At 68.0% G+C, this 10,590-nt stretch carries 9 protein-coding genes and 1 pseudogene; 3 read left to right on the forward strand and 7 right to left on the reverse strand.

Annotated features, from left to right (window positions below):
* Positions 1 to 378: 378 nt before the first annotated feature.
* A complete protein-coding gene (locus tag ACQKJZ_RS15600; protein ID WP_427732165.1) occupies positions 379 to 1,920 on the reverse strand; it encodes a glycine betaine ABC transporter substrate-binding protein in 1,542 nt (513 codons plus the stop codon).
* Positions 1,917 to 2,660 carry an ATP-binding cassette domain-containing protein gene (locus tag ACQKJZ_RS15605; RefSeq protein WP_427732179.1) on the reverse strand — a complete coding sequence of 248 codons (744 nt, stop codon included), beginning with the start codon at positions 2,658 to 2,660 and terminating at the stop codon, positions 1,917 to 1,919. Before ACQKJZ_RS15605 ends, ACQKJZ_RS15600 begins: the two co-directional genes overlap by 4 nt.
* A gap of 151 nt (positions 2,661 to 2,811) precedes the next feature.
* Here ACQKJZ_RS15605 and glpX point away from each other — a divergent pair, with 151 nt between their 5' ends.
* Complete coding sequence (gene glpX, locus ACQKJZ_RS15610) at positions 2,812 to 3,774, forward strand: class II fructose-bisphosphatase (protein WP_427732167.1); 963 nt, start codon at positions 2,812 to 2,814, stop codon at positions 3,772 to 3,774.
* 150 nt (positions 3,775 to 3,924) lie between these two features.
* Complete coding sequence (locus tag ACQKJZ_RS15615) at positions 3,925 to 4,650, forward strand: CPBP family intramembrane glutamic endopeptidase (protein ID WP_427732169.1); 726 nt, start codon at positions 3,925 to 3,927, stop codon at positions 4,648 to 4,650.
* Positions 4,651 to 4,776: 126 nt separating this feature from the next.
* Here ACQKJZ_RS15615 and ACQKJZ_RS15620 read toward each other — a convergent pair whose 3' ends face one another.
* The 4 genes from ACQKJZ_RS15620 to ACQKJZ_RS15635 are packed head-to-tail and all read right to left on the reverse strand — an operon-like array spanning position 4,777 to position 8,554.
* A complete protein-coding gene (locus ACQKJZ_RS15620) occupies positions 4,777 to 5,538 on the reverse strand; it encodes an ABC transporter permease (protein WP_042490632.1) in 762 nt (253 codons plus the stop codon).
* Positions 5,535 to 6,467 (reverse strand): ABC transporter ATP-binding protein, encoded by a 933-nt coding sequence (locus ACQKJZ_RS15625; protein ID WP_427732171.1) that lies wholly within the window; start codon positions 6,465 to 6,467, stop codon positions 5,535 to 5,537. Before ACQKJZ_RS15625 ends, ACQKJZ_RS15620 begins: the two co-directional genes overlap by 4 nt.
* Before the next feature lie 33 nt (positions 6,468 to 6,500).
* Positions 6,501 to 7,208 carry a DsbA family protein gene (locus ACQKJZ_RS15630; RefSeq protein ID WP_427732173.1) on the reverse strand — a complete coding sequence of 236 codons (708 nt, stop codon included), beginning with the start codon at positions 7,206 to 7,208 and terminating at the stop codon, positions 6,501 to 6,503.
* A complete protein-coding gene (locus ACQKJZ_RS15635; RefSeq protein ID WP_427732175.1) occupies positions 7,205 to 8,554 on the reverse strand; it encodes a M48 family metalloprotease in 1,350 nt (449 codons plus the stop codon). The genes ACQKJZ_RS15630 and ACQKJZ_RS15635 overlap by 4 nt, the downstream gene beginning before the upstream one ends.
* 112 nt (positions 8,555 to 8,666) lie before the next feature.
* Between ACQKJZ_RS15635 and ACQKJZ_RS15640 the strand changes: the two genes are divergently transcribed.
* Complete coding sequence (locus tag ACQKJZ_RS15640; RefSeq protein ID WP_427732177.1) at positions 8,667 to 9,059, forward strand: hypothetical protein; 393 nt, start codon at positions 8,667 to 8,669, stop codon at positions 9,057 to 9,059.
* A 307-nt stretch (positions 9,060 to 9,366) separates the two neighbouring features.
* Here ACQKJZ_RS15640 and ACQKJZ_RS15645 read toward each other — a convergent pair.
* Positions 9,367 to 10,590, reverse strand: a pseudogene (locus tag ACQKJZ_RS15645) (ribonuclease E/G); the annotation flags it as partial.

Raw genomic sequence — 10,590 nt, forward strand, 5'->3', positions numbered from 1 at the left:
GAAAACCAACATCACCGATCTTCTGCGGGGTTGACACCCCCCGGGGTTTCCTCCTGCGCAGGGGGGGGGGGGGGGGGGGGGGGGGGGGGGGAGGCCACGCCACAGGCGATAGTCTCGGTGAGACTCCATGCCCTCCCCAAACCCCTCCCGCCTGCGGGAGGGGCTTAAGGTTCACGCGAAGGCGCGAGGGCGCGAAGAAGAATGAGGTTCGCGCGGAGGCGCGGAGGACGCAGAGGTGTCGCGCCCTGTGCAGCCTTCATCTTGTCCCTCCGGCCTAGGACGACAGCGCGACGTTCGCCCAACGCGATACCCTCCGCGCCTCCGCGCGAACCAAAAACCTTTCTACTTCGCGCCCTCGCGGCTTCGCGTGAATCCAAACTACAACCCCACCCGCTTCGCCAGCCACCGCGCCGCCGCCTCGGGGCTTTCCTTCGCCGCATCGTCGCGGTCGACCCGGTAGTTCGCCTCGCGCATCGCCTCGACCGGAATCCGGTTCAGCATCGGCCGTAACGCCTCGACGAACCTTGCGTCCCCCACGCGGTCCTTCGCCACCAGCAGCACGGCGTCATAGCCGGGGATCGCCCGCTTCGGATCGCTCAGCACAGTCAGCTTGTCCGCCGCGATCCGGCCGTCGGAGGAAAAGGCCGAGATCACGTCCGCCCGCCCGCTTTCCAGCGCGCGGTACATGAAGGTCGGGCTGTACGGCGTCATGCTGGCGAAGCGTAAGCCATAGGCATCGCGCACCGCCGCCCATTCGGGCTGGTCGAGAAACTCCAGATCGCTGCCCAACTTCAAGCGCGGCGCGACGCGCGACAGGTCGGCGAGCGACCGCACGCCCAGCCGCCGCGCCGCATCCCCCTTCATTGCAAAGGCATAGGCATTCTCGAACCCCAGTGGCCCCAGCATCGCCACCTCACGGGTCGCCGCCCAATCCTTAAGCGCCCCCAGCATCGCGGCGCGCGGCGGTGAGTCATGCCGGTGCATCGCGGTGGTCCACAACGTGCCGGCATAGTCGACATAGACATCGACGCGTCCCGCCGCCGTCGCCTCGAACGCCACCGCCGAGCCCAGGCCGTCGCGGTAGCTGACGCGGTAGCCTGCGCGGGTCAGCCGGTCGCCGATCATCCGCGCGAGGATATATTGCTCGGAAAAGTTCTTGGCCCCGATCACCACCTCGCGCGGCTGCTCGCCCCCTTGCGGCCAGAGCGGCTGGGTCGCCAGCCCGCAACCCAGCGCGAGCGCGGCCAGCGCGCCGATCCACAGGCTGCGGCGTCGCATTGCCAGCCCGCGCTCGACCAGTCCGATCAGCGCATCAACCGTCAGCGCCAGCGCGGCGGCGGCGAAGCACCCCGCCAGCACCAGCGCCCAGGCTTGGGTCTGAAGCCCGGCGAAGATCAGGTCGCCCAGCGAGGGCTGACCTACCGTCGTCGCCAGCGTCGCCGCGCCGATCGTCCATACCGCCGCCGTCCGAATGCCCGCCGCCAGCACGGGCGCGACCAGCGGCGCCTCGACCAGCCGCAGCTTCTGGCCTCGCGTCATTCCCACCGCATCGGCCGCCTGCAACACGGATTTGTCGAGCCCAGTCAGCCCGGTCACACCGTTGCGTAGGATCGGCAGCAGCGCATAGAGCGTCAGCGCCAGCAGCGAGGGCAGGAAGCCCAGCGCGGGTATCCCGCCCCCGACCAGCCCCGACAGGGTCAGCAACAGCGGATAGAAGAGCGCGAGCAGCGCCAGCGCCGGAATCGTCTGCACGAGGCTGGCCAGCCCCAGGGCGACCCGCGCCAGCGCCGGCCGCCGGGCACAGGCGAAGGCCAGCGGCACGGCGATCAAAATCCCCAGCAGCAACGCCGCCATGCTGACCAGCACATGCTGCGCGAGCAGCGGCGGCACACGGCCCAGCGCGTCGAGAAAGGCGCTCATCGGGCCAGCGCCGCCAGCCGCTCGGCCTGATGCCGGGGCACCGCCATCAGGCCCTGCGCGACCGGGCCGCCTTCGCCCGCCACCAGTTGCGCGGGCGTTGCGTCGGCGACGATCCGCCCCCGATCCATCACCAGCACGCGCGACGCGGTCAGCAGCGCCTCGGCCATGTCATGCGTGACGAGCAGCGTGGTCAGCCCCAGCCGTTCATGCAGATCGACCAGCCGCCCCGCCACCGCATCGCGGGTGACGGGATCGAGCGCGCCTAGCGCTTCGTCGAGCAGCAGGATCGGCGGCGCGGTGGCGAGCGCGCGGGCGATGGCGACCCGCTGGCGCTGCCCGCCCGACAGCGCCTCGGGCATCCGCGTCGCCACGTCGCGGTCCAGCTCGACCAGATCGAGCATCTCGCCGACGCGGTCGCCGACCGGTTGGCCGGTCAGGGTCAGGCCGATCGCAATATTGGCGGCGACCGTCATATGCGGGAACAGGCCATGTTGTTGAAACACATAGCCGATCCCCCGGCGCAAGACATGCGGGGGCTGATCGGCGACATCGCGACCATCGACCGTCACCGATCCCGGATCGGGGTCCTCCAGCCGGTTGATCATGCGCAGCAGCGTCGACTTGCCCGATCCCGACGCACCGACCAGCGCGACGAAGCTGCCGCGCGCGATGGTCAGCGTGACATCATTTACCGCCGCCAGCGCGCCGTAACGGCGGCTGACGCGATCGAGCGCGATCATGGGGGAGGTGGGATTCACGGCCCCACAACGCCGAATGGCCGCATTCCGTCTCATTCCGTCATGTTTCGGGGCTATGCCTTGTCTACGCCAGACGATAAGGCGTGTAAAACATGTTCAACAAGACGGTCGTGCAAGCCGTCAGGAGAGTAAGATGACCCAGACCGCCAGCCAGGTTCTCGACCGCGTCCTCGTCCTCGAAATGGTTCGCGTGACCGAGGCGGCGGCGATCGCGGCCTCCACCCTGGTCGGGCGCGGCGACGAAAAGGCGGCGGACGCGGCGGCGGTCGAGGCGATGCGCGCCGCGCTCAACGAACTGGAGATGGACGGCACCGTCGTCATCGGCGAGGGCGAGCGCGACGAGGCCCCGATGCTGTTCATCGGCGAGAAGGTCGGCACCGGCAACGGCCCCGAGATCGACATCGCGCTCGACCCGCTGGAGGGTACGACCATCTGCGCCAAGGCGGGGCCGAACAGCCTGGCGGTGCTGGCGATCGCCGAGAAGGGCCATCTGCTCAATGCGCCGGACGTCTATATGGACAAGATCGCGGTCGGCCCGGGCTATCCGGCGGGCGTCATCGACCTGGATCGCAGCCCCAGCGACAATATCCGCGCCATCGCCGAGGCCAAGGGGGTCAAGCCCTCCGACATCGTGGTGTGCGTACTCGACCGGCCGCGTCACGAGGCGCTGATCGCCGAGCTGCGCGGGCTGGGCTGCGGCGTGGTGCTGATCGGCGATGGCGACGTGGCGGGGGTGATCGCGACGACCGATCCGGAGACGACGATCGACTGCTATATGGGCTCGGGCGGTGCGCCCGAGGGCGTGCTGGCCTGCGCCGCGCTGCGGTGCGTCGGTGGGCAGTTCAAGGGGCGGCTGCTGTTCCGCAACGACGCCGAGCGCGCGCGGGCGCATAAGTGGGGCGTGACCGACCTCGACAAGCAGTACGACCTGACCGAGCTGGCGCAGGGCGACTGCATCTTCGCGGCGACCGGCGTGACGGACGGTTCGTTGCTGGCGGGGGTGAAGCGCCATGCCAAGGTCATGACGACCGAGAGCGTCGTGATGCGCGCCTCTTCGGGCACGGTGCGCTGGGTGAAGGGGCAGCATCGGCTTTGATCGGAGCACAGCCGCCGTTCAGCCTGAGCGACGTCGAAGGACACGGGATCGCGCTTCGCCAAGCCGCGAAGGAGGGGCGTGCGCTTCGACTTCGCTCAGCGTGAACGGACCGGGTAAGGCGACATCCGTCTTGGGTAAGAGATTGTCGTCATGCCTCCCGCTATAACCGCTACCCTCCTGCTCCTCGCCGCGCTTGGCGGAATCTGGTGGTTCCAGAAGGGCGACTTGGGCGCGTATCGACGGTTCAGCGCGCTGAATGACGGTCATTCGCGGCGGATGCGCTTCCGGCTGTGGCTGGCCCGCTCGGCACTGGCGTTCCTGTTGCCGGTGCTGGTCGGGCTGGTGCTGCTCGGCCGGCTCGATGCGCTGGTCATGATGCCGGGCGAGTTCGTCGCCATCGCGGGCATCGTGCCGCCGATCTTCGACAGTGGTGAGGCAATGCAGGGGATGCTGATCGGCGGCGCGATCGGCGGGCTGGCCGTCGGTGCGGTGCTGGCACGCGTTCGCAAGCGTAAGCCGCTGGGCAATGTCTCCGCGCTGCTGCCACGCGATCGGCGCGAGGTGAAATATGCGGCGGCCCTCAGCATCATGGCGGGGGTGACGGAGGAGGCGTTCTTCCGCCTCTATTTGCCGCTGCTGGTCGCGATGGCGACGGGGCAGGCGGGGATCGGCTTTATCGCCTCGCTGATCCTGTTCGGGGCGATGCACCGCTACCAGGGCTGGGTCGGGGTGATCGCCACCACCGCATTGGGGGCGGTGATGACCGGACTGTATCTGATGACCGGCAGCTTGTGGGTGGTGATGCTGGTCCATGTGCTGGTGGACCTGAACGGGCTGGTAGTGACGCCGGTGCTGGGCGGAGTGCTCAAAAAGTAGATTTCCTCCCCTGTAAGGGGAGGGGGACCAGCGAAGCTGGTGGAGGGGTGTCCCGCTATCGAGAGGGTGACACCCCTCCGTCATCGCTACGCGATGCCACCTCCCCTGCAAGGGGAGGAATTATGCTCAGTTCTTCAACCGCCAGCCGGTGCGGAAGATCCAGCCGATCCATGCCAGACAGGCCAGCAGGAACAGCGCCGTCACCCCCAGGCTGACCCCCGGCGTCACGTCCGACGTGCCGAAGAAAGTCCAGCGGAAGCCGTTGATGAGGTACACGACCGGGTTGAACAGAGTCACCGTCCGCCACGGCTCAGGGAGAATCGTCACCGAGTAGAAGGCGCCGCCGAGGAACGTCAGCGGCGTGACGATCAGCAGCGGGATGACCTGCAACTGCTCGAACCCGCGCGCCCAGATGCCGATGGCGAAGCCGAACAGCGAGAAGGTCACCGCGACCAGCAGCAGGTAGAAGATCATCGCCACGGGGTGCAGGATGCTGAGGTCGACGAACAGATAGGCAGTGGCGAGGATGACGAGGCCGATCACCATCGACTTGCTCGCCGCCGCGCCGACATAGCCCAGCACCGTCTCGATCGGCGACAGCGGCGCGGACAATATCTCGTACATGGTGCCGGTGAACTTCGGCATGTAGATGCCCAGACTGGCGTTCAGAATGCTCTCCGAAAAGATCGACAGCAGCATCAAGCCCGGCACGATGAACGCGCCGTACGGCACGCCCGAGACCTGGTTCATCGCCGATCCGATCGCGGTGCCGAACACCACGAAATAGAGCGTCGTGGTGATGACCGGCACCATCAGGCTGGTCCACACCGTCCGCCGGAACCGCGCCATTTCGAAGCGATAGATCGACCAGATGCCATGCAAGTTCATGCGCGTGTCCCCTCGACCAGATCGACGAAGATATCCTCCAGCGAGGATTTGTAGGTTTCCAGATCGTTGAACCCGATATCCATGTCGCCCAGCTTGCGTAGCAGCGAGGGGATGCCGGTCCGTTCGGCGCGCGCGTCGAAGATGTAGCGCAGGCGCTTGCCCTCATCCTCCAGCGTGAGGTTCCACTCATCGAGGTCCGGCGGGATGGCGGTCATCGGCTCGGCAAGCGTCAGCACCATTTCGCGCTTGCCGAGCTTCTTCATCATCTCGGCCTTTTCCTCGACCAGGAGCAGCTTGCCCTTGGCGATCACGCCTACCCGGTCGGCCATCTCCTCGGCCTCCTCGATATAATGGGTGGTCAGGATGATGGTGACGCCGCGCTCGCGAAGACGGTGGACCAGCTTCCACATGTCGCGGCGCAGTTCGACATCGACACCCGCGGTCGGTTCGTCGAGGAAGAGAAGATCGGGTTCGTGGGACAGCGCCTTGGCGATCAGCACGCGGCGCTTCATGCCGCCGGACAGCTCCATCAGCTTGGCGTGGCGCTTGTCCCACAGCGACAGGTCGCGCAGCACCTGTTCGACATAGGCGGGGTTGGGCGCGCGGCCGAACAGGCCCCGGCTGAAATTGACGGTGTCGATGACACGCTCGAACATGTCGACCGACAATTCCTGCGGCACCAGCCCGATCTTGCGACGCGCGCCCTTATAGTCGCGCAGCGCATCATGCCCGTCGACGCGGATCGCACCGGCCGACGGCGTGACGATGCCGCAGACGATAGAGATCAGCGTCGTCTTGCCCGCGCCGTTCGGCCCGAGCAGCGCGAAGATCTCGCCGCGCCTTATCTCCAGATCGACGGGCTGGAGCGCGGTGACCCCACCCTTATAAGTCTTGGTCACGCCCTCGACGGACAGGATCGGGTCGGTCATGCGGCAGTCCCCCGTGTGAAGACCGCCGCTTTATCAACCGTTTCGGGCGTCGGCGATGGCCTTTTGCAATTGTTCGAGCGGCAACGCGCCCGACAGGATGCGGTTGCCGACGATCCAGCTCGGCGTGCCGGTCAGGCCCAGCCGCCCGGCCGCCTCCAGATTGCGCGCGATCTCGGCATCCGCCTGCGGCTGGAACGCCGCCATCTTGGTCATGTCGACCCCGGCGGTCTTCGCCGCCGCCGCGATCGTCGCATCGCTGACCGGCCCACCGGCATAGAGCGCGTCGTGGAAGGCGGGGAACTTGCCCTGATTGGCGGCGAGCAGGCTGGCCCGCGCCGCCGCCTTGCTCGACGGCGCCAGGATCGGCAACTCGCGATAGACGATGCGCAGCTTCGGATCGGCCTGGGTCAACTGCTTCAACAGCGGCAAGCTGGCCCGGCAATAGCCGCAATTATAGTCGTAGAACTCGACCAGCGTGACGTCGCCCTGCGCATTGCCGCTATAGGCGTTGCCGAACGGCTTGGTCAGGTCGGCACCGATCGCGGCGACCGCCTTGCCCTGTTCGCGGTCCTGCAGGCGCTGCATCGCCTCCGGGATGACCTCCGGGTGATCGAGCAGATAGGCGCGCACCGCCTCGCCCTGAACGCCGTGCGGGGCGGCGAGCTGCTGGATGCCGATCGCCACGCCGCCGCCGACCAGGCCGCCGATCACCGCGACCGCGGCCCATGCCTTTACGCTCATTTGCGGCGCTTCTTCTTGGTTCCGGCTTCGGCGTCGGCAGAGGTCATCGCGATATCCTGCGCCCGAATCCATTCGGACGTGTTGGGGGGTAGGTTGGCGAGCGCGTAGCGCGCGCTCTGAATGGCGGTGCGGTTGTCGCCCATCATGCTCGCCCGCTCGGCGGTGGCGAGCGCGGCGCGCGGCGTATCGCCCAGCTGCTCATAGGCGGTGCCGAGCTGCACCCAGGCGAAGGGATTGTCCTCGTCGCGCTGCACCGCGACCTTCAGGACCTTCACCGCTTCGTCCAGATGGCGCTTGTCCTCGGTCGCGATCAGCGCATGGCCGAAGGTCGTGGCGATCAGCGCATTCTGCCCCGACACCATCGTCGCTTCGCGCAAGGGGGCAAGCGCTTCTTGCGGCTTGCCCGATTCGAGCAGGATCTGACCCTGGATTTCCAGGAAATAGGGATCGTGCGGGTCGCGCGCGATCAGCGCGTTGGCCTCGGCATCGGCTTTCTCGGGGTAGCCCGCCTTATGATAGGCATAGGCGCGCGCATAATGCGCATAGACCGACTGGTCGCTGGCCGGATATTTGTTCAGCGTCGTCTCGGGCGAGCCGACATAACCGAGCAGCTTGGCCTTCACCCGCAGGAAGCGTTCCTGCAATCTGGGATCGACCGGCTTGTTCCACGCGGGCGCGGCCTGAAGGTCGGCGGTCAGCGCCTGGATACGATCGCTCGACAGCGGGTGGGTCTGCGCGAACGGGTCGATATTGGTGTAGCCATAGCGATATTCCTGGTTCTGCAGCTTCTTGAAGAAGCTCAGCATCCCCTTGCCGGTGATGCCGGCGGTGGTGAGGTACTTGGCACCGGCGGCGTCGGCGGTCGATTCCTGCGCGCGGCTGAACGACAGGACCTTACCCATCGCCGCCTGCTGGCCCGCCGCCATGATGCCGGCCCCCGCCGCGCCGCCGCCCGCCGCCATCGCCGCCAGCCCCAGCACCATCGAGAGCAGGTACATGCCCATGGCGGGCTTCATCGCGGCATCGCCCAGCACGACATGGCCATCGGCGATGTGGCCCAGCTCGTGCGCGACGACGCCCTGCACCTCGTTCACATTGTCCGCCGCCTGGAGCAGCCCCGAATGAACATAGACGATCTGCCCGCCCGCCACGAAGGCGTTGATCGAATCGTCGTTGATCAGGACGATCTTCACGGTGCGCGGCGACAAGCCGGCGGCCTTGATGATCGGCGCGGACATGTCGGCGAACATGGTTTCGGTTTCGGCATCGCGCAGGATCGACTGCGCGGCCGCCGGCTGCGCCCAGAGCAGGGCCGTGGCGGCGAAGGCGGCGATCAGACGCTTCATGATTCCTCTATCGACGGGTCGGAGGCCATGCACAACCTGCTTTGCACGCGGCTCCGCGACGAATAGCCTTTGCCAGCCGATGGCTGAACGCCGGGCGAACGAAAGGGACAAGATGATGATCGCCATCGATGCCACGCCACCACCGGTTTCCGTCTGTCGGCTGGGACCCGACCAGCGCGCGATCCGCCGCCTCTCCGACCTGCCGCCCACGGTCCGGGCGGCGCTGGCGACGGCGGCGGGTGGCCGCGTCGCCGAGCTGGGTGACGCGTTCAATGCGACCGATGTGGGCGGTTCGACCAAGGGGGCGACGATGCGGTTCGTTCAGGGCTTCAAGGTCGGGACGCTGTGGCTTGCCTGGGTGGAGCAGGGGGGGGTCGCGCACCGCTACTGCGTGGTCGGGCTGCGCGAAACGGGCGGGGGCGTGATGCCAGTGGCATCGGTTGACGGGCAGCGCTCCCTATGTGCTGCGTCGAAGAAGATGGTGGCCGCCACCCCGGCCGTTTGAGGAACCGCATGATCCTCCCCTTTGCAGGGGAGGATTGAGATTGGGGTGGGCTCGTTCCGAGAGCGGCATGCGTGAAGCGAACTTACCCCTCGCCTTCAGGGGGGGGCCGTGGGTGGGGCGATCCACAGGCGAGCGGTTCGCGGCGATGCCCCACCCCAACCCCTCCCCTGAAGGGGGAGGGGCTCGCGTTAATGCAATACGACGTCATCACGGTCTGGCGTCGCCTCCCGCCATAGGGAGGCCCCCAACGAAAACGCCCTCCTTCCACTGGGGAAGGAGGGCGTCTTCATTCGCACCGTTCGAGCGATCAGGCGCCGAAGGTCCGCTGCCACCAGCCGCGACGCGGGGTCTCGCTGGTCGGAGCCTCGGCGTCCGCTTCGACCGGTTCGTCGGCGGCCACGGTTTCCGCAGGTGCGGGTGCTTCCTCGGCGACCGGCTCGGCCGCCGCCTTGGGGGCGGCCTTCTTGCGGGTGCGCTTGGGCTTGGCAGGAGCCTCCGCCTCGACCGGCGCTTCCTCGGCGACCGGCTCGGCGGTGACCTTGGGGGCGGCCTTCTTGCGGACGCGCTTGGGCTTGGCCGGGGCTTCCGCCTCGACCGCGGCAGCGGGGGCTTCCGGTGCCGGTTCGGCCACGGGGGCCTCGGCCGGGGTCTCGGTCGCCTCGCTCACCACCGGCGCGGCCTTGCGGGCGCGGGGACGGCGGCGGGTCTTGGGCGCGTCGGTGGCTTCGGCCTCGGCCACCGCGAGCGGGGTCGTCACCGGTGCGGCGTCGCCCGCCTCGATCGGCTCCTCGATCGACAGCGGCGCTTCGGCCTGATCGTCGTCCGAGCCGGCGTCAGCCGCCGCCTCGTTCACCGACTCGCCGGCGTCGTTCGCGCCGTTCTCGTTGCGGCGACCGCCACGGCGACCGCGACGTCCGCGACGGCGGCGACCGCCTTCGCGCGGCTCGGCCTGTTCGCCGTCGACGGTTTCAGCGGTCTCTGCCACCTCGTCCGTCGCCGCGTCTTCGGCGTCACCTTCGTCGAACTCGGCATCGTCGGTCGCGGTGTCGCCCTCGGCCTGTTCGCCACCCTCGGCATCGCCGCGGTTGCGGCGGCCGCGACGGCGACGACGGCGCTTGCGGCCATTGCCGTCGCCTTCGTCACGCGGTTCGCGCGGCGCACGGGCGTCGGTCGCTTCCTCCTCGACCTCGTCCTCTTCTTCCTCCTCGACCTCGTCGATCAGATCGTCCTCATCCTCCTCGACGGGCAGGAGCGTGTCGATCTTGGGCGCATAGGCCGGCGGCGGGCCGGACGCCTCGACCGTCATGCGCGCACCCTCTTCCTCGCGGTCGGGGATGATCTCGACGGTCACGCCGTAGCGATCCTCGATCTCGGCGATGTCGGCGCGCTTGCGGTTCAGCACATAGACGGCGGCCTCCTGGCTGGCGCGCAGCGTCAGGATCGAGCCGCGACCGCGTGCGGCCTCGTCCTCGATCAGGCGCAGCGCCGACAGGCCCGACGACGAAGCGGTACGGACCAGGCCGGTACCCTC

The organism is Sphingomonas sp. NPDC019816 (assembly GCF_050274375.1).
Lineage (GTDB): Bacteria > Pseudomonadota > Alphaproteobacteria > Sphingomonadales > Sphingomonadaceae > Sphingomonas.

Bases quoted from the DNA above. Each gene is read 5' to 3' on its own strand.
- ACQKJZ_RS15600 (WP_427732165.1), bottom strand. From the start codon at position 1,920: ATGAGCGCCTTTCTCGACGCGCTGGGCCGTGTGCCGCCGCTGCTCGCG.
- ACQKJZ_RS15605 (WP_427732179.1), bottom strand. From the start codon at position 2,660: ATGATCGCGCTCGATCGCGTCAGCCGCCGTTACGGCGCGCTGGCGGCG.
- glpX (WP_427732167.1), top strand. From the start codon at position 2,812: ATGACCCAGACCGCCAGCCAGGTTCTCGACCGCGTCCTCGTCCTCGAA.
- ACQKJZ_RS15615 (WP_427732169.1), top strand. From the start codon at position 3,925: ATGCCTCCCGCTATAACCGCTACCCTCCTGCTCCTCGCCGCGCTTGGC.
- ACQKJZ_RS15620 (WP_042490632.1), bottom strand. From the start codon at position 5,538: ATGAACTTGCATGGCATCTGGTCGATCTATCGCTTCGAAATGGCGCGG.
- ACQKJZ_RS15625 (WP_427732171.1), bottom strand. From the start codon at position 6,467: ATGACCGACCCGATCCTGTCCGTCGAGGGCGTGACCAAGACTTATAAG.
- ACQKJZ_RS15630 (WP_427732173.1), bottom strand. From the start codon at position 7,208: ATGAGCGTAAAGGCATGGGCCGCGGTCGCGGTGATCGGCGGCCTGGTC.
- ACQKJZ_RS15635 (WP_427732175.1), bottom strand. From the start codon at position 8,554: ATGAAGCGTCTGATCGCCGCCTTCGCCGCCACGGCCCTGCTCTGGGCG.
- ACQKJZ_RS15640 (WP_427732177.1), top strand. From the start codon at position 8,667: ATGATGATCGCCATCGATGCCACGCCACCACCGGTTTCCGTCTGTCGG.